This window comes from Streptomyces agglomeratus, from assembly GCF_001746415.1.
GTDB lineage: Bacteria > Actinomycetota > Actinomycetes > Streptomycetales > Streptomycetaceae > Streptomyces > Streptomyces agglomeratus.
In genome coordinates, this window is sequence record NZ_MEHJ01000001.1 from 6,734,368 (window position 1) to 6,755,157 (window position 20,790).

Consider the following 20,790-nt stretch of genomic DNA (forward strand, 5'->3'; position numbering starts at 1 on the left):
CACTGGATATCGACGAGAGACAGGTGAGCGACTTGCCGCGCACGGATTCGAAGCACAAGCCGAGCGACCAGTACGACGTGGCGATACTCGGCAGCGGAATGGCCGGTGGCATGCTGGGTGCGGTACTTGCCCGAAACGGTGTCAAGGTCCTGCTGCTCGACGCGGGAACCCACCCGCGATTCGCCGTCGGTGAATCCACCATTCCTTACACCTCAGGTATGACGCGGCTGATCGCCGACCGGTACCAGGTTCCCGAACTGAAGGCGCTTTCCAGCTTCAAGGGAATCCGGAAGGAGGTGTCCCGCAACTGCGGGCAGAAGCAGAACTTCGGATTCGTGTACCACAGGGAGGGGCAGCCGCAGAACCCGGCCGAGGTCAACCAGCTGGTGGTTCCCTCGGCCATCAGGACCGAGACGCACCTGTTCCGCCAGGACATCGACGCGTACCTCTTCCACCTCGCCGTGAAGTACGGCGCGCACCCCCAACTGGCGACCCGCATCGCGGACATCGAGATCGACCCGGCCACCGGCGCCGTGCTGCGCACCGAGCAGGGCAAGGAGTTCCGCGCCAGCTACGTGGTCGACGGCAGCGGCTTCCGCTCGCCGCTCGCGGAGAAGTTCGACCTGCGCGAGACACCGACGCGGGCGCGCACCCACTCCCGCAGCCTCTTCACGCACATGGTCGGGGTACGTCCGTACGACCGCTCGCCCAACGGCCGGCAGCACCAGCAGCCGAATCCGTGGCACAACGGCACGCTGCACCACGTCTTCGACGGCGGCTGGCTCTGGGTCATCCCGTTCGACAACCACGAGGAGTCGCTCAACCCGCTGTGCAGCGTCGGCCTCACGCTCGACCCCCGGGTCTTCCCCAAGGGGGACAAGACCCCTGAGCAGGAGTTCGACGACTTCCTCAAGCGGTTCCCCGAGATCGCCTGGCAGTTCCAGGGCGCCAAGGCCGTCCGCCCCTGGGTGTCGACCGGGCGGCTCCAGTACTCGGCCAAGCAGGTCGTGGGCGAGCGGTTCTGCCTCACCTCGCACGCGGCGGGATTCATCGACGCCCTGTACTCGCGCGGGCTGACGAACACGATGGAGCTGGTCAACGCGCTCGGCTGGCGGCTGATCGCCGCCTCCCGCGACGGCAACTGGTCGCTGGACCGGTTCTCCTACCTGGAAAGCCTCCAGCAGGGGCTCTTCGACTTCCACGACGACCTCGTCTACAGCTCCTTCGTGGGATTCCGCGACTACGAGCTGTGGAACGCCGTCAACCGCACCTGGATGCTCGGCACCATGCTCGGCAACGTGATGCTGGAGGACGCGTACTTCCGGTTCGACACCACCCGCAGCGAGCAGGTCTTCCACGAGCTCGAACAGAGCAAGCACCCCGGATCGCCGCTGCCGGTGAGCGCCGGATTCAACGAGATGGGTGTTCTCACCCGCGAGTTGTGCGAATCGGTGGAAGCCGGAACGCTCGCGCCCGGCGAGGCGGCGAAGCGAATTCTCCGGCACATCAGGGAGGCCGACTTCATCTCGCCCGGGTTCAAGCTCGGCCATGAGAGCACCCGTTGCTTCAATATGAGCCCCGCCAAAATGGCGATGAATGCCGTCTGGTCCCGCAGGGAAGCACCGCCGGAAATCGGCCAGCGGATGATCAACGCAAGCAAGGGGCTCGTACGGACACGGCTGCGCGACCTCAGGTGACCGCCCCTTGTCCCCTCTAGGGGGCGGTAGGGAACACCCCTGAAATGTCAGGGGTGTTCCCCTTGTCGGGTCCGTTATAAAGTCAAGTGCATTCCACAGATATTTGGTTGCGAGACAAGAGGGCGGCGAATGGACCCGAATTCAGATCACGACGCTGCGGACCTGATTGCCATCGTCGGCATGGCCGGCAAATTCCCGGGCGCGCCCGATGTCGACAGCCTCTGGACTCTGATGATGGACGGCCTGGACGGCATACGGCCCGTCCCGGCCGACCGATGGGACCGTTCGCGGCAGCTCGACCCGGAGAAGGAGATCCAGGCCGTCGGCGGCTTCCTCGACGGCGTCGACCGCTTCGACGCCGGCTTCTTCGGCATCTCGCCCCGCGAGGCCGAGGCCATCGACCCACAGCAGCGCCTGATGCTGGAGGTGGGCTGGCGCGCGATCGAGGACGCCGGGCAGCCCGCGGCCGCCCTCGCCGGCACCCGCACCGGTGTGTACGTCGGCGCCTCCTGGCACGACTACGAACTCCTGCGCACTGGGCGCGAGGCCCGCCCCACCCCGCACAGCCTCGTCGGCAACGCCCTCGACGTGATCGCCGCGCGTCTCTCGTACTTCCTCAAGGTCCGCGGGCCCAGCATGACCGTGGAGACCGGCTGTTCCTCCTCGCTCGTCGCCCTGCACCTCGCCTCCCAGGCGCTGCGGCAGGGTGAGATCGACGCCGCGATCGTCGGCGGCACCAACCTCATCCTCGATCCGCACGTGACGGTCGGGCTCACCCACTTCGGCGGACTCTCGCCGGACGGGCGGTGCAAGGCGTTCTCCGCGTCCGCCAACGGCTTCGTGCGCGGCGAAGGGGTCGCCGCCCTGTACGTGAAGACGCTGGAGCGCGCCCTGGCCGACGGCGACCGCATCCACGGCGTCGTCGTCAACAGCGTCGTCAACAACGACGGCGGCGGCGAGAGCCTGGTGACCCCCAGCCCCGAGGGCCAGGAAGACCTGCTGCGCCGCGCGTACGGCGGCGGAGCCGTGCCGCAGGGCGCGCCCGCGTACATCGAGGCGCACGGCACGGGCACCGGACGCGGCGACCCGATCGAGGCGACGGCCATCGGCCGCGTGCTGGGCGCGGACCGCGGCGGTGACCCGCTGCTCATCGGCTCGGTGAAGACCAACATCGGTCACCTGGAGGCGAGCGCCGGCATGGCCGGCCTCTTCAAGATCCTGCTCGCGCTCAGACACCGCGTTCTGCCGCCCAGCCTGCACTCCGCCGAACTCAACCCGGCCATCCCGTTCGACGAACTCAACGTGCGGGTGGTGCGCGAGCGGACACCGCTGCCCGCCACCGGCCCGCTCTACCTGGGCGTCAACTCCTTCGGCTGGGGCGGCACCAACGCCCACGTCGTCGTCATGAGCCCGCCCGGGACGGCCCTCGACGACGCCCCCGTGCCGTCCCGGGCGACCGGACTGCCCGTCGTACTGCCGCTGTCCGCCAAGGACAGCGACACACTCGGCCTGCGCGCGGCCGGCCTGGCACCCCTCGTGCCGGACACCGCCGAGGAGGTCGCCGCGCAGGCCGGCACACTCGCCTGGCGCCGTGACCACTTCCCGGTGCGCGCGGCGATCGTCGCCGCCGAGGGTCCGGAGCGGTTGCGCGGCGACCTGACCGCCCTCGCCGCCGCCCCCCACGCCGAACCGGACTCCGCCGACCTGCTGACCGGGACCGCCGTCAGCCGCGGCGGCACCGCGTTCGTCTTCCCCGGACAGGGCTCGCAGTGGAGCGGCATGGGGGTGGAACTCTTCCGCGACAGCCCGCTGTTCGCGGAGGTCGTCACCCGTTGCGCCGAAGCGCTGCGGCCGCACACCGACTGGAACCTGCTCGACATCTTCGCGGGCCGCGCCGACGACGAGTGGACGACCCGCATCGACATGCTCCAGCCCACCCTGTGGGCCATGTCGCTGGGCCTCGCCGAACTGTGGCGCGCCTCCGGCGTCGAACCGGACGTCGTCCTCGGCCACAGCCAGGGCGAGATCACCGCGGCGACGCTCGCGGGGGTCCTCTCGTACGAGGACGCCGCCCTCGTCATGGCCCGGCGCAGCGCCATCGCCCGCCGCACGTCCGGGCTCGGGCGGATGCTCGCCGTGGACCTGGACCGGGACGCCGCTCTGGCGGCGCTCGAAGGCTTCGAGGACAGCGTCTCCCTCGCGGTGCACAACGGCCCCAGTTCGTGTGTGCTCTCCGGCGAGAAGGAGGCCGTGCTGACGCTGAAGGAACTGCTGGAGGCGGAGGGCACGTACTGCCGGCTGGTCAACGTCGACTACGCCTCGCACAGCCCGCAGATGGACCCCCTGCGCGACGACCTGCTGGCCGCCCTGGAGCCGGTCCGGCCGCGCCCCGCCGGCATCGGCCTGATGTCGACGGTACGGCGGAGCCGTCTCGATGGCCCGGAGATGGACGCCGCCTACTGGGTGGAGAACCTCCGGAGCCCGGTGCAGTTCGCCGACGCGATGGGCGCCCTGCTCGACGACGGCATCACGCACGTCGTGGAGATCAGCCCGCACCCCGTACTGGCTCCGGCGATCGAGCAGGTGGTGGCCGGCCACAGCGGGCGGGCGGCCGTACTGACCACCGTGCGCCGCGGCCAGGGCGGACCCGCGGACGTCGCGCGCGCCCTCGGACGCGGTTACGTCGCCGGGCTGGAGCCGTTCGGCGGGCTGCCGCGGCGCGGCGGTCCGGCGGTGCCCGGCTACCCGCTGCGCGAGGACCGCTACTGGACCGCCGAGCGGCCCAGGAGCTCCGGCGCTGCCCGCGGCTTCGACGCCGCCCTCCTGCCGGCGCCCGGCCAGGCGGACGTACGTCACGGAGCCCTGGAGCTCTCGCTGGCCGACCCGACCTGGCTGGAGGACCACAAGGTGTACGGCACGCCCGTGCTGCCCGGCGCGGGCATGCTGGCGATCGCGGTCAACACCGCCAGGGCCTTTCCCGGTCCGGCCGTCCGCCGCCTGGAGAAGGTCCGGTTCCGCAAGGAGGTCGCGGTCACCGAGGACGCGACCCGGCTCACCGTCGAATGGCGCGGAGCGACGGACGGCGGCTTCCGGCTGATGTCGCTGCCGGAAGGCGGCGGCGAGTGGGAGGAGAACGCCACCGCGCGGGCCGGTCACCACGCGTCCGCCCGCCCCGCCACCACGTTCCCCGACTGGCACACCGGTCTCGACCCGGTCGACTCCGCCGGTTTCTACCGCACGTGGGCCGAACGCGGCCTCGAGTACGGCCCCGCCTTCCAGGGGATCAGCACCCTGTACACGCACCCGGCGGGCCAACAGGCCCTGGCAGAGGTCGTTCTGGCGGACCGGCTGCGCGCCGGCAACCGTTCCCGCGCCCTGCACCCGGCCCTGTGGGACGGAGCGCTCCAGGCGTCGCTCGCGCTGTGCGACGGCTACGCGCCGGGTACGGCGGTGGTGCCGACGGCTGTCGACCGCGTCGAACTGCTGGACGACGGCGGCGAACCCGCCACCCGTGTGTGGTCGCACGCGCTGCGCCGCGCCGACGGTGTGTTCGACATCGAGATCTTCGACGCCGAGCACCGTCCGCTGCTGGTGATGGAGGGGCTGGAACTCATGCCGCTGCCGGGTTCCGGGGGCGGCGGAGCGTCGGACGGCGAACGGCTGCACCGCGTCGAGTGGGCCGATCTCACCGCCGCGGCCCCTCCCGCCGCCGACGCCACGGCGGACGGCACGGCGACAGATGTCACGACGGACGGCACGGCGGACGCCACCACGGACCCCGCCGCCGGACGCACCACGTCCCGGCCCGCGGTGGAGCAGGCCGGCGGACCCTGGCTCGTCTGCGGCGAGGCCGGCCTGGCCGGCACGCTCGCCCGCGCGCTGGCCGAGGCGGGCGCCGAGGTGACCCGCTCCGGTACGGCCGCACTGCCGGACGGAGCGACGCAGCTCCCCGGGACCGTGGTCTTCGTCGCCCCGGACGCCGACGCCGGGGAGGAAGCCCAGCAGCAGGGGCTCACCCGGCTCGCCGGACTCGCCCGCTCCTGCTCCGACCTGCCCGTACCGCCCCGGCTCGCCGTCGTCACGACCCTGGCGCAGGCGGCCGGCCCCGGCGACGACCCGGACCCGGGAGGCGCGCTCTACTGGGGCTTCACCCGCGTGCTGCGCCGCGAACACCCGGAACTGGCGGCGCGCGTCGTCGACCTCGACCCCGCCGACGCCGGTGACCCGGCCGGCTGGGCGGCCGAACTCCTCGCAGACGGCGCGGAGGACCAGGTGGCGCTGCGCGCGGGCCGGCGGCTCGCCGCCCGGCTCACCCGTGGCCTGCCGGACGACGGCCCCGCCGCCACGCTGCCCGCCCCGCGTACCTGCCGGCAGCCCTTCCGGGCCGGCGCCCGCCGGCCCGGAGGCCGCGAGCCGGTGGAGTTCCTGCCGCTCGCCCGGCGCACGCCCGGCCCCGGCGAGATCGAGATCGGCGTCGACGCGGTCGCCATGGACCACGGTGACGCGCTCCGCGCCTTCGGAGCACAGCCGGCGAGCGGTGGCGAGGCGCTGCCACTGGGTTCCGGATGCGCTGGCCGCGTCACGGCCGTCGGCCCCGACGTCACCTTCGTGACTCCCGGCGACCGGGTGGCGGCCTGCGCCGTCGGCGCCCTGGCCAGCCATGTCACCGTACGCGCGGACCACGCCGTACGGATCCCGGACGGTCTCGGCGACGCGGAGGCCGCGGCGCTGCCGCTGCCGATGGCCGCCGCCTGGTACGCCCTGGCGGATCTGGGGCGGCTGGAGGCCGGCGAGACGGTACTGATCGACCTCCCGTCGGCGGCCGCCGCCCGGCCCGCCGTGGAGCAGGTCGCCCGGGTGCTGGGCGCCCGCGTCATGGTCACCACCGGCGGCGGTGCCGGTGACGGCCACCTCGACGGGCCCGCGGGCGACGACGTCGTCGACCTCACGGACCCCGGCTGGGCCGACGCCGTACGGGCCGCCACCGGCGGGCGGGGTGTCGACCTCGTCCTGGCCTCACCCGCCGGGCTGCCCGGCGACGGCGGGCTGGACGCGCTGGCCGACGGCGGCCGGTACATCGCGTTCGGCGGCACCGGCAGCCGTGCCCTGGGCGCGGAGGCGTTCGAACGGGGTGTCAGCCTCTCCACGGTCCGCCTGCCCGGTCTGCTGGAGCACCGGGGCCGCCGCTTCGCGTGCGCCCTGGAGGCGGCCTGGGAGCTGGTCACCGACGGGAAGCTGGACGTGCTCCCCGTCCGGGTGAGCACCTTCGCCGAGGCGGCCGACGCGCTGCGCGCCGGCCTGAGCGGCGGCCGCGGTGAGCGCACCGTCCTGGTCGATCCGTCCACGGTCGATTCGGTGACCCCGCTGCCCATGCCCGGCGGCCGCTTCCGCCCGGACGGCAGCTACCTGGTGACCGGCGGTCTCGGCGCGCTGGGGCTGAGCCTCGCGGAATTCCTCGCGGCCAACGGCGCCGGATCGCTCGTCCTGCTGGGACGGTCCGAGCCCGCCCCGGCCGCCGCCGAGCGGATAGAGGCGCTGCGCGCCGCGGGGACCTCCGTGAGGTCCGTACGGTGCGACGTCGCCGACCGGGACGGCCTGCGTGCCGCCCTGGCGGAGGTACGGGACCAACTGCCGCCACTGCGCGGTGTGGTGCACGCAGCCGGCCTCCTCGACGACGCCACCGTACGCAACCTGACGCCCCAGCAGGTGGAGCGGGTCCTGGCGCCGAAGGCCGCCGGCGCCCGGAACCTCGACGCGGCGACCACCGGGGACCCGCTGGACTTCTTCGTCCTGTTCTCCTCGGCGGCGGCCCTGGTCGGAAATGCCGGACAGGCCGCGTACGCGGCGGCCAACGCCTACCTCGACACCCTCGCCGAGTCCCGCAGGCGCCGGGGCCTGACCGCCCTCAGCGTGCAGTGGGGACCCTTCACCGGAGTCGGCCTCGCGGCGAGCGACGAACAGCGCGGAGCGCGTCTGGAGGAGCGCGGCATGGGCGGCTTCCCGCCCGGGGAGGCGTGGTCCGCGCTCGTGCGGATGCTTGACCGGGACCAGCCGGTGACGGGGTACGTGCCGATCCAGCTGCGCCAGTGGTTCGACGCCTACCCGGACACCGCCGCCCTCGGGAGCTGGGAGCGGCTGCACGCCGCGGCGCGCGACGGCGGGGGCGCGGTCGCCGCCGGCGGCGACTTCCTGGCCCGGCTGTCGCTGACCGCCCCGGAGGACCGCGTGCGGGCCGCCGAGGAGGAGATCCGCAGGCTCGCCGGACGGGTGTTGCGGCTCGACGCCGAGCGGGTGGGCGCCGAGGTCCCCTTCAAGACACTCGGACTCGACTCCCTGATGGGCCTGGAACTCCGCAACCGGCTGGAGACCTCCTTCGGACTCAAGCTGTCCCCGACGCTGCTGTGGTCCTACGGCACGGCCGGGGCGCTCGCCGACGCACTGTGCGAGCGGCTGCCGTCGCCGGCGGGCACCGACTGACTCCGCCTCGCGCCCGGCCCTGTCTGTTCCCCCACGACGTCCCGTCGTACGACCTCGAGGAATACCGACTTCATGGAAGAGACCACCGCACCCGACGGAAACCGGCAGACCCCGCTCACCCGCGCACTCGCCACCATCCGCACCCTGCGGCAGCGGATCGACGAGCAGGAGGGCAACCAGCCCGTCGCCGTGGTCGGCGTCGGCCTGCGCCTGCCGGGCGGCATCGACGACCTCGACGGGTACTGGGACATGCTGGCGGCCGGCCGCGACCTGGTCCGTCCGCTTCCGCGGGAACGCAAGGGACCGTTCGCCGCCGAGTGGGAGGAACTCCCGCAGCGCGGCGGATTCCTCGACGAGGTACTGGACTTCGACGCCGCGTTCTTCGGCATCAGTCCGCGTGAGGCGCGCCATCTCGACCCCCAGCACCGGCTGCTGCTCGAAGTGACCTGGGAGGCGATGGAGAACGCGGGGCTGCCGGCCGAGCGGATCTCCGGCAGCCAGACCGGCCTCTACCTCGGCATCATGTGGCAGGACTACCGGGAGTGGCTTGCCGGTGAGCCGGACGCGTACTGGACGACCGGCAACGGGCACAACTTCGCGGCCGGCCGGATCGCCCACGCCCTGGGGCTCAACGGGCCGGCGATGGCGGTCGACACCGCATGCTCCTCGTCCCTGGTCGCGGTGCACCTCGCGGCGCAGGCCCTGCGGCGGGGCGACTGCGAGGTGGCGTTCGCCGCCGGGGCCAACCTCATCATGTCTCCCCGTTCCATGCGGCTGGTGCAGGAGACCCGCTCGCTGGCCCCGGACGGCCTGTGCAAGGCGTTCGACGCCCGTGCCAACGGGTTCGTGCGCGGGGAGGGCTGCGGCGCCGTGGTCCTCAAGCGCCTGGACCACGCGCTGCGCGACGGCGATCGCGTGCACGCCGTGATCCACGGCACCGCGGTCAACCAGGACGGCCGTTCCGGCGGCTTCACCGCCCCCAACGTGCTCTCGCAGGTGTCCCTCGTCGAGAAGGCGCTCGCCGAGTCCGGCCTGGAGCCCTCGGACATCGGCTACATCGAGACGCACGGCACCGGGACCGCCCTCGGCGACCCCATCGAGATGGAGGCCCTGGCAACCGCCCTCGGCCGCAGGAACGGCGGAGCGCCGCTCGCCGTCGGCGCAGTCAAGACCAACTTCGGGCACCTGGAGTCGGCCGCCGGGATCGCCGGACTGGCCAAGGCGATGCTCTGCCTGCGGCACCGCAAGGCGCCGCCACTCGTCCACTTCCGTACGCTCAACCCGAGGATCGACCTCTCCGGTACGGCGATGACCGTGCCGGGCACGCTCACCGACTGGGCGCCCGGCAGCGGCCGTTACGCCGGAGTCAGCTCCTTCGGCATGAGCGGCACCAACGCGCACGTGATCATCGGTGCGGCGCCCGAGGACACCGGCCGGGACGCGTCCGGCGACGAACCCCGCGCCCGCGCCGAAGGGTTCGAGATCTCGGCGAAGACCCCCGAGGCCCTGCGCGCCCTCGCCGCCCGGTTCGCCGAGCGAGCCGCGGCGCTCGATCCGGCCGACTACCCCGCCTTCGCCTATTCGGCCGGGGCCGGCCGGACCCGGCACGAGTTCCGCGCCCGGATCGGCTGCGCGGACCCGCAGTCGGCGGCACGGGCGCTGCGCGCCCTGGCAGCGGGCACCCCGGGCGCCGAGGTGACCCTCGCCGACACGGCGCGTACGGACGCCGGGCCCGACGGCTCGCTGCCCCGCCGCGTCATCGACCTCCCGGCCTACCCGTGGCAGCGGTCGCGCCACGTGCCGGAGCGGCTGCCCGGCGAGGCCGCGGTGTCCCCGTCGGCGACCGCCGCCGCGTCCGCCTCCCCGGCCCCGACGCCCTCCACGGGTACGGACACCGGCGCGCCCGGCACCGCCGACGGCTCCCGGCCGATCGCGCACCGGACGGTGTGGCGGGCGCTGGCTCCCTCCGCACCCGTGCCCGCTCCCGCCCTGATCCTCGCGGGCGACGACGAGGAACTGCTGGAGACCCTCGTACGCGAAGCCGCGTCCCGGGGGTTGCGCGGCACCGTCCTGTCTCCCGTAGCGCCGCCCTCGGCCGCCGGCTGGGAGAGCGCCGGCCTGCCCGCCGGCCCGGCGCACTGGCGGACCTTCTGGGCTGGACACGAGGCCGCCGGCCCGGTGGCCCTGCTGCTGGCCATGCGGGCCGAGCCGGTGCCCGGCGGCCGGCCGGAGGCCGCCGGTGCCGGCGGAGAAGGCCGGGACGCCGCGGGTGACCCGGTCGACCCCGTGACACACGGAGCCGCCCTGTGCGCCGCCGTGACGACCGCCGTCGCCGCGGCGGCGGAGCACGGCGGCGCGAACCGCCGGGCGTTCGTGGTCACCCGCGCCGCCGTCCGGACCTCGGACGGCGATCACACCGTGGCCACCGGACACGGCCTGCTGCACGGGCTCGCCCCCGTACTCGGACTGGAACTCGGTACGGTCTGGGGCGGCGTCGTGGATCTGCCGCTCGCGCCCGCCGGTGACGACTTCGGCGCACTCCTCGGCTTCGTCGGCGGTCAGTGCGACCCCGCCGCGCCGGGCATCGAGGACCTGGCCGCGATACGCGACGGCCGCGTCATGGCGGCCCGGCTGACCGGGACGAGTGGCTACACGGCGGAGCTGACCGTCCGTGAGGACGCCACGTACGTCGTTACCGGCGGACTCGGCGCCGTCGGCCGGGAACTCGTCACCGAACTCGTGCGGCGCGGAGCACGCAACCTGCTGCTCATCGGCCGCCGTCCGCACCGCGAGCTGGGCCCCGAGGCCGTCGCGCTGCTGGAGAAGCTGAGCGGACTCACCCGGCGGACCGTCTACCGGGACGGCGGGTGCGACACACCGGGGGCACTCGAAGAGGCGTGCGCGGCGCTGGCGGACATGCCGCCCGTACGGGGGGTGCTCCACGCCGCGGGCACGCTGCGGCGCACCCCGGCCGCGCGAACGGGGGCCGAGGAGTTCGCGGCGGCGCTCAGCGGCAAGGCCGCCGGAGCCTGGTGGCTGCACCTGGCCTCCCGGGCATGGCCGCTGGACTTCTTCGTCCTCGTCTCGTCGGTCTCCGCGCTCTGGGGTACCGAGGGCTGCGCCGCGTACTCGGCGGCCAACGGCGCCCTCGACACCCTCGCCGCCCACCGCAGGTCCCTCGGGCTCCCCGCGGTGAGCATCGCGTACGGCCCCTGGGCCCTGGGCGACGAGGGGATGGCCGACACCGGACTGCGCGAGCGCTCCGCCCGCCTGGGTGTCGGCAGCCTCACGGCGGACGAGGGCCGGGCGGCCCTGACCGGGCTGGCGCCCGGCGACGACGGCCGGCTGGTGGCCTGTCCGCTGGACCTTCCCCGGCTGCGCCAGGTGATGTCGGGGCTGCGCCCGCGCGGTCTGTTCGGCGACCAACCGGAAACCGCCCCGTCGGCCGGGACGGCGCGCTCCGTCATCGACGGGCTGCCGGCGCGGGCACGGCCGGCCGCCGCACGGGCCGAGGTCACCCGGCTCCTCGCCGCTCAGCTCGGCCACGCCGACAGCGCGGCGGTACGGGAGGACGTCGGGTTCTTCGACCTCGGGCTGGACTCGATCATGGCCGTGGACCTGACCGTACGGCTGGCCGAGTCCTTCGGCACCACCGTGCAGGTCGCGGACGTCTTCGACCACCCCACGGTCACCCAACTCGCCGCGTTCCTGCTGTCCGTGCCGGCCACCACCGGTACGTCGCCGTCGGAGGGCGCCGCACCGCCCCGCCCGGCCGGCGCCCCCGCCGCACCGGTCCTCCCGCCGCCCGCCGACGGCGTCGCGGGGCAGAACACCACGGCGGGCGCGGCGGCCGGTGCGGCCGCCGCCGAAGCCGTCCCCGAACCCATCGCCATCGTCGGCATGGCCGGCCGCTTCCCGGGCGCCGACTCCGCCGAGGAACTGTGGGAACTGCTCCGTGACGGCCGCGACGGCGTCACGTCGGTGCCCCGGGACCGCTGGGACACCTCGGTCATCGGCCCCCAGACGGTCACCACGGACCAGGGCGGGTTCCTGCGCGACATCGACCGCTTCGACGCCGGTTTCTTCTCCGTTCCGGCGCGCGAGGCCGAGAACCTCGACCCGCAGCAGCGACTGCTGCTCGAATCGGCCTGGCACGCGCTGGAGGACGGCGGCATCGACCCCAGGTCGCTGCGGAACTCCCGTACCGGTGTCTTCGTCGGCATCAGTTACGGCGACTACGCGCGACTGCTCGCCCAGGGCGGCCTCGAACAGGTCGATGCCTACTACAGCACCGGCACCGCCCTCAACGCCGCGGCGGGGCGCATCGCGTACACCCTCGGGCTGAACGGGCCCGCGGTCGCCGTGGACACCGCGTGCTCCTCCTCGCTGGTGGCCCTGCACCTGGCCGTCGGCTCGCTGCGGTCGGGCGAGAGCGACGCGGTGCTGGCCGGCGGAGTCAACGTCATGCTCGACCCGGCGTCCTGGGCGGCCGTCAGCCAGGCGCACATGCTGTCGCCCGACGGACGCTGCCGCACCTTCTCGGCCGACGCCAACGGATTCGTACGCTCCGAGGGGTGCGGTGTCCTGGTCCTCAAACGGCTCTCCGACGCGCGGCGCGACGGCGACCGGGTGCTCGCCGTCGTCCGGGGCAGCGCCGTGAACCAGGACGGGGCCTCCTCGGGCCTGACCGCGCCCAGCGGCCGGGCGCAGGAGAGCATGCTGGAGGCGGCACTGGCCCAGGCCGGAACAGCGGGCTCGGAGGTCTCCTTCCTGGAGGCGCACGGCACCGGCACCGCGCTGGGCGACCCGGTCGAACTGGGCGCCGCGTGGCGGGTCCTGGGTCCGGGCAGGAAGCCCGGCGAGCCCCTGTACGTGGGCTCGGTGAAGAGCAACATCGGCCACTGCGAGTCGGCGGCCGGCATGGCGGCGGTCATCAAGACCGTCCTCGCGCTCCAGCACGACGTCATCCCCGCCAACCTCCACTTCCGGGAGCCCAACCCGCACGTGGACTGGCCGGAGATGAACGTGCGCGTCGTCGACACCGCAACCGCGTGGCGGCGCGGAGACCGCCCGAGGGTCGCGGGCGTCTCCGGATTCGGTTTCACCGGCACCAACGCGCACCTCGTCCTGTCCGACCCTCCGAGCACCCCGGCGACCGGCCCCACGACCGGCCCGACGACCGGGCTCACGACCGCTCCCGCGACGGCCGGGGCGGCGCGCCCGCAGCCGGTCACCCGGCTCCTCCCGCTCTCCGCTCCGGACCCGGAGGGCCTGGAGCGGCTCACGGCGGCCTGGTCACGGCGCCTGGAGGGCGCCACCGGGGAGGAACTCGACGCACTCGCCGCCACCGCCGGACCCGGCCGCGCCCACTTCCCGTACCGCCGCGCCCTGCTCGGCGCGACCCCCGAGCAGCTCTCCGCGCAGCTGAGCGCGCCCACGGGGGCCGCCACCCGCGCACCGCGGATCGCGTTCCTCTTCTCCGGCCAGGGCAGCCAGTACTTCGGTATGGGGCGGGAACTGTACGAGAGCGAACCGGTGTTCCGGGAGATGTTCGACCGCTGCGACCGCATCCTCGCGCCCTCGCTCGGGGCGTCCCTCACGGAGCTCATGTACTACGGGGACGACCGCACGGCGATCAACGAGACCCGGGTCACCCAGCCAGCTCTCGTCACCCTGGAGACGGCGCTCGCCGCCCTCTGGGAGTCCTGGGGCGTCCGGCCCGCGGTCGTCATGGGCCACAGCGTCGGCGAGACGGCCGCCGCCATGCACGCCGGGGTCATGGATTTGCCGACCGGGCTCGGGCTGATCGCGCACCGCGCCCGGCTCATGCAGGACACCGAACGCGGCGCGATGCTCGCCGTCGTGGCCACCGAGGAGGATGTCACCGGCTGGGCCGAGGAGGCCGGCCTGGATGTCGCGGCCGTCAACGGCCCCATGTCCAGTGTCGTTTCGGGCGCGCCGGACGCGATCGACGCCCTCGCCGCCCGGCTGAAGGACAAGGGCGTACGGGCCCGCCGGCTCAGCGTGTCGCACGCGTTCCACTCGCGCCTGCTGGACCCCGCCCTCGCGGAGTTCGACACCGTACTCGCCCCGATGGACTTCCAGGAGCCGTCCCTGCCGGTCGTCTCCAACGTGACGGGCAGGCTCGCGGAACCCGGCGAGTACGACGCCGGGTACTGGCGCAGGCACGCGCGCCGCCCCGTGCGCTTCCTCGACGGCGCCCGTCAACTCGGCTCACTGGACATCGACATCTGCCTGGAGATCGGCCCGGACCGCACCTTGGTGAACCTCGTCAAGGGGGCGGAACTCGACCGCACTCCCGGCCTCGCCTCCTCACTGCGCCGGGGCACCGGGGACCGCGCCGCCCTGCTCGGCGCCGTACAGACGCTGTACCTGGCCGGCCAGGACATCAACTGGAACCGGGTGACGCCACGGCACACCGGCCCGCGCGGCGACGCCCCCCGCTACCCCTTCGCCCGTACGCGTCACTGGACCACCGCCCGCCGGGGCGCCGGCGCCGGGGCGCCGGTGCCCGCCGCGCAGGGCCCGGCCTGGGGCACCGAGCTGCGCTCGCCCGCCCTGAGCGGCCGGGTCTGGGCCACCGAACGCAGCACCGACTACCCGGCGCACCTCACCGACCACCGCCTCTACGGCACCGTGTCCGTGCCCGGCGCCTCCCAGACCGCCACCGTGCTGTCGGCGCTGGGCACCGGCGGAACACCCGTGACGCTGGAAGACCTCCACTTCCCCCGCGCCCTGGTGCTGCGGGAAGGGGAGCGTTACGCCCTCCAGATCGTCGAGGAGGCGCGGGAGGAACGGGCCCGCACCGTCAGTGTCCAGAGCCTGCTCGACGAGGAGCGGGGACGCTGGCAGGAGCACCTGGCGGCCCGGATCGTGGACGCCGGCCCCCGGGAGGACACGGGCCGCGGCGCGCTGCTGCCCCCCGATCCGGCCGCGTTCGCCGCCTCTGCCGACCGGCACCTGTCCGGAGCGGACTTCTACACGCACCTGCGGTCGCTGGGCTACCACCTCGGCCCGTCCTTCCGGTGGATCCGTGACGCGTACATCCGCGGGGACGAGGCGCTCATCCGCTTCACCGAACCCGAGGAGATGAGCGAGTCCCCGGACGGCTACGAGATCCATCCCGGCCTGCTGGACTCTTGTCTCCAGAGCGCGGTCGCGTTCGCCGTCAGCGGCGATCCGGTGACGGAGGAGGAGGGCCTGGCGATCCCGTTCGCGATCGCCCGGCTTTCCTTCCCCCGCCGGCCGGTCCCCGGCCAGGAGCTGTGGGGGCACGTCCGTGCCGTGCGCCACGACCGGCAGGACGACGGCCTGCTCCAGGTGGAGTCCGCCGATCTGCACATGTTCGACGGCGGCGGCACGGTGCTCGCCGTCGACGACTTCCGGTTCCGCCGCGCTCCGCGCTCCCTGCTGGAGCGTTCGCTGAGGGAGGGGTCGCAGCACACGTACGACCTCACCTGGACGGCGCCGAAGCCGCCCGAGCCCACCGGGAACGACGGGGTCACCCGGCGCCGGATCGCCCTGCTGGGCGCCGGCACCGCGACCGGCGACGCCGTGCGCGCGGCCTGTGAGGCGCTGGGCCACGAGGTGGAATCCGTACGGGAGGACGCCGCCGGGGCTCCGCACGCCGACCTCGTCGTGGACGCCAGGTTCGTACAGGTCCCGGCCGGGACCGAGGGGCCGTCCGGGGCGCTCGCTTCGGCCGTCGCGCTCACCGCCGGCCTCCGGGCCGCGGACCGGCGTGTGCCCTACGCCGTGCTCGGCGCCATGGGCGACGGAACCGCGACGCCGGGCGACACCTGCGGGGTGCGTGAGGCGCTGTGGGGTCTGCTCACCTCCCTGGAGGCCGAGCAGGACGACCGGCGGCTGCTCAGGGTCGGCCTCGCCACCGGCTGGGACCCCTCGGTCCTGGCGGCGGCGCTGACCCGGGCGGTCGACGAGGGCGTTCCGGAGACCCGGCTGGCCGTCGGAGCCGACGGCGTACGGGTCGCCCGGCTCGTTCCGTACGACACCGAGGCCCCTGCCGCGGACGGCGGGGCCGACGCGGACGGAGCCGGCGGGCGGGCGGCCGGAACGGGCGGCGCGGCCCTGATCACCGGTGGGCTGGGCGCACTCGGCCTCAGCGCCGCCGCCTTCCTCGCCCGGCGGGGCGTCACCGCGATCACCCTCGTGGCGCGCTCGGCCCCGGACGCCGCCGCGCGGGCCGTCATCGGCGAACTGACCGACCGGGGTGTACGGGTGAGCACCGTGCGCGGTGACGTCACGGACCCGGAGGCGTGCCGGGAGGCGGTGGAGCGGGCGGGCCTCGACGCGCCGCTGCGCACGGTGCTGCACCTGGCGGGCGCCACCGACGACCAGGCGTTCGACCACCTGGGAGCGGACTCTTTCGACACCGTCTTCGCCGCCAAGGCAGGCGGAGCCGCGAACCTCGCCCGGGCACTGGAGGGCCACGACCTGGACGCCTTCGTGTTCTTCTCCTCGGCGTCCGTCGTTCTCGGCTCCGCCGGTCAGGCCAACTACGCGGCCGCCAACGGGTACCTGGACGGCCTGGCCATGAGCCTGCGGGCACGAGGCGTCCCGGCCACCAGCGTCAACTGGGGGCCGTGGGTACCCGGCGGCAAGGGCGGCATGGCCGCCTCCGCCGCCGCCGGACGGGCCATGGAACGGCAGGGCCTGCGTCCGCTCACCGACGAGGAGGCGGAGGAAGCGCTGCGAGCGGTGCTCTCGGGAGCCGCGGGGCCACGGCTCGTCGCGGTGGCCATGGACCGTGAGCAGTACGCCGCACGGCTCGAAGGCCATCCCCGCGCCGCCCTCCTCCAGGCGCTCGCGCCGCGCTCGCCGCGTGCGGCCGGCTCGGCTCCGGCGCGCGGCTGGCTGGCGCGGCAGCTCACGGGTCTGAGCCACGAGGACCTCACCGACCGGCTGCGCGAGGCGGTGCGGACGATGGCGGGAGACGTGATGGGGGACCACAGCGCCGTCGTCGACGACCTCGGATTCACCGAGACGGGTCTCGACTCGATCATGGTGATCGACCTGCGGACGAGGCTGTCCCACGCCCTCGACGCGGATCTGCCGGCGACGGTGGCACTCGACCACCCCACCGTCGTCCAGCTGGTGGCCCACGTCGCCGGCCTCCTTTTCCCGGCCGCGGAGTCGGCGGAGTCCGCCGAACCCACCGTATTCGGCCGGCCCGCCGAGCCCCCGACGGCACCCCGGCCGGCGGAAACGACGGAACCGGCAGAACCGGCGCAACTCGCAGGAGCGCGGCCGACGGCGGCCGCTACGGACCTGGGGGAGCTGTCGTTCGAGGAACTCGTCCAGGCCGTGCAGGCAGATGTGGTGACAGAGAAATGAGGACGGACGCTATGGACCCCGCGCAGATACGGCAGCTGATGGAGGATCAGCTCAGGCTCTCCCGCCGGCTCAAGTCCCGCATTCAGGAGCTGGAGGACGAGAAGCACGCACCGCTCGCCGTGACCGGCATGAGTGTGCGGCTGCCCGGCGGGCTCGACACACCCGAGGCGTACTGGGACTTCCTGCGCGCGGAGGGCACGGCCGACTCACCGATCCCGGAGGACCGGCCCGGCCTGCGCGCCGTGTACGACCCCGTACCCGGCAAGCCCGGCCGCTCCTACGTCGACCGGGCCGGGTTCCTCTCCGACATCTCCCACTTCGACGCCGAGTTCTTCGGCATCTCGCAGCGCGAGGCCAAACTGCTCGACCCGCAGCAGCGGATGCTGCTGGAGACGGCCTGGGAGGCCATGGAGCGCGCGGGCATCGCCGTCCGCCGCTCCGACCGGCTCGACGTGGGCGTCTACCTGGGCATGATGGCGTCCGAGTACGGGGAACGCCTCGAGGACCGCTCCGACATGACCCGCATCGACCCCTACTACACCACCGGCGGCGGGCTGTGCTTCGGCGCCGGCCGCATCAGCCACGTGATGGGCTTCCGCGGGCCGGTGATGAGCGTGGACACCGCGTGCTCCTCGTCGCTGAGCGCCCTGCACCTCGCCGTCCGCGCCCTGCGCGCCGGTGAGTGCCGCTACGCGCTCGTGTGCGGGTCCAACCTGCTGCTGTCCGCCAGCCTGATGGTCTCCCTGTGCCAGACCCGCGCCGTGTCACCGTCCGGCCGCTCGAAGTCCTTCCTCGCCACAGCGGACGGATACGGACGGGGTGAGGGCGTCGGGGCGATCGTCCTGATGCGCCAGGACGACGCCGAGCGCGAAGGGCGGCCCGTACTGGCCGCCGTCCGGGGCTCCGCGGTGAACCACGACGGAGCCGCTTCCGGGCTCACCGCGCCCAACGGACCCGCGCAGCAGGAGGTGTTCCGCGCGGCGCTGGCCGACGCCCGGGTCGGAGCCGGTGAGCTGGGATACGTCGAGGCACACGGCACCGGCACCGCGCTCGGTGATCCCATCGAGGTCGGCGCGCTCGACGAGGTGGTCGGCGCCGCCGTGCGCGAGCGGGGTGTCCCGCTGCCCATCGGCAGCGTCAAGGCGCGCCTCGGCCACCTGGAGGCCGCGTCCGGAATCGCCGCCGTCATCAAGACCGTGCTCATGCTCCAGCACGGCGAGATCCCCGCCGCGCTGCCGGACGACGGCGCGGAACTCAACCCGCACATCCCCTGGGACCGGCTGGCCCTCACCGTGCCGCGCCGCAACCAGCCGTGGCCGCTGGCCCGCAAGGTGGCCGGGGTCAACTCCTTCGGCATGAGCGGCACGAACGCCCATGTCGTCTTGGAGGCGTACGAGCCGGCGCACCCGGCTCCCGCCCCCCGCACCGGCCGCCCCGAGCTCCTGACCCTGTCCGCCAAGGACCCGGTGGCCCTCGCGGAGCTGGCCGTAGCGGTCGGCGGGTACCTGAAGAAGGCGGACCCGGCCCAGCTGCCCGCCCTGTGCCACACCCTGCGCACCGGGCGTGCCACCTTCGCCCACCGGCTCGCGGTCACCGGTACGACGGTCACCGAGCTCGCCGAGGGGCTCGAAGCGGCGCGCGGCGCCACCGCCCCTGCCGCGGGGCTCCGTGTGGCCGTGCTGCGGGTCCGCGCGGACGACGCGCGGCTCGCCGAGGCCCTCACGGAACTGTCGGACGCCTTCCCCCGCGCCGCCGCGGGGCTGCCCGCCGAGGGTCAGCGTCCGGCCGCCGCACTGGCGGAACTGGCCGGCCGGTTCGGCATCCGGGTCCGTACCGAGCAGGAGAGCGCCGGAACGGGGGCGGCGGCCCGGCTGGAGTGGGAGACACCGGACGGCGCCGCCTCGCTGCCGCTCGTCGGCGAACAGCCCGGCACCGCGCCCCGGCTCCTGCTCGCCGCCCTCGCCGGACTCTTCCTGGCGGGCGCGGACCTCCGGTTCGAGGGGCTGGGTACGCCGGACACCCGGCTGCTGGGCGACCTGCCGACGTACCCCTTCCAGCGCAAGCGGTTCTGGATCGACGAGCCGCTCACCGGCGCGGGCGACGGCGGTACGCAGGCGGCGCGGGAGGAGCGGGGAAAGGCGGCGCCCGCACCACAGGACCGCGAAGCGGTGCGGGCCTATCTCATGGCCGAACTCACCGAGGCCCTGCACGCATCGCAGGAGCCCGACCCGGACGGGTCCTTCCTCGACGCCGGCGGCGACTCGTTCCTGTCGACCTTGTTCATCACCAAGGTCGAGGAGAGCTACGAACTCGGCCTCACGGCCGAGGAGCTGCCACTGGAGCTGCCCCTGCGGGAGCTGTTCGGCAGGCTGGCCGACGACATCGCCGACCGGGCCGGGGCCCGGGCGGACGGAGAGGAACCGATCGCATGACGCACTTCGTACGGCCGCGCCGGCTCGAACACCCCGCCGTGCGCCTGGTGGTCTTCCACCACGCGGGCGGGTCGGCCTCCGCCTACTTCCCGCTCACGCGTCACCTGCCGCCGGACTGGGACGTACTGCTGCTCGATCTCCCTGGCCGGGGCAAGCGGCACGCGCTGCCCGCCCTGGAGGACATGGAACTGATCGTGGCCGCCGCGACCGAGGACGTCGTGCCGTACGCGGACGGACCGCCGCTGGCTCTGTTCGGGCACAGCCTCGGGGCCGTCGTGGCCTTCGAGACGGCGCGCGAACTGGAGGCCCGCGGCGCGGGACCGGGCTGGGTCGGTGTGTCGGGGCGAGGCGCACCCGGTCACGAGGTACTGACCCGGTTGCCCGATCACGACAGCTCGGACGCGGAGCTGATGGCCCGGCTGAAGAGCATGGGCGGAATGCCCCACCAACTGGACGAGGTACCGGCGTTCCGCGACCGGTTCCTGCAACTCGTCCGCCGGGACCTGCGCGCCGTCTCCGCCTACCGTCCGGACCCGCACCGCGCGCCGCTGGCGGCGCCGCTGACGGTCTTCGGCGCCGCGCAGGACGACTGGGCGCCGCTCGCTTCGATGGCACCCTGGGCGCGGCAGACGCGGGCGCGGTTCAGCCGGCGCGTCTACCCTGGAGGGCATTTCCACTTCCTGGGCGGCGCCTTCGAGGCGTTCGCCGCGGACCTGGCCGAGGAGATCAGCTTCGCGCTCCTGCCCGCCGCCCCGGTTCCGTCCCACCTCGTACGAACTTCCGTGTGACCACCTACAGGAGGACCGCAC

5 protein-coding genes are annotated in these 20,790 nt (G+C 74.0%); all 5 read left to right on the top strand.

Annotated elements, in window-relative coordinates; translation table 11 throughout:
• Window positions 1–23 precede the first annotated feature (23 nt).
• On the top strand, window positions 24–1,697 hold the full coding sequence (locus tag AS594_RS29430; protein ID WP_256096819.1) for an NAD(P)/FAD-dependent oxidoreductase: 1,674 nt from the start codon (window positions 24–26) through the stop codon (window positions 1,695–1,697).
• 129 nt (window positions 1,698–1,826) lie between these two features.
• A complete protein-coding gene (locus tag AS594_RS29435; RefSeq protein ID WP_079144343.1) occupies window positions 1,827–8,174 on the top strand; it encodes a type I polyketide synthase in 6,348 nt (2,115 codons plus the stop codon).
• Window positions 8,175–8,246: 72 nt separating this feature from the next.
• The gene (locus AS594_RS29440; RefSeq protein WP_069935491.1) at window positions 8,247–17,549 is read left to right on the top strand and encodes a type I polyketide synthase; all 9,303 of its coding nucleotides are present in this window, start codon (window positions 8,247–8,249) and stop codon (window positions 17,547–17,549) included.
• Entirely contained in the window at window positions 17,546–19,981 is a 2,436-nt protein-coding gene (locus AS594_RS29445) for a beta-ketoacyl synthase N-terminal-like domain-containing protein (RefSeq protein WP_206281724.1), read from the top strand. The genes AS594_RS29440 and AS594_RS29445 overlap by 4 nt, the downstream gene beginning before the upstream one ends.
• Window positions 19,978–20,769 carry a thioesterase II family protein gene (locus AS594_RS29450; protein WP_069929850.1) on the top strand — a complete coding sequence of 264 codons (792 nt, stop codon included), beginning with the start codon at window positions 19,978–19,980 and terminating at the stop codon, window positions 20,767–20,769. The genes AS594_RS29445 and AS594_RS29450 overlap by 4 nt, the downstream gene beginning before the upstream one ends.
• Window positions 20,770–20,790 lie beyond the last annotated feature (21 nt).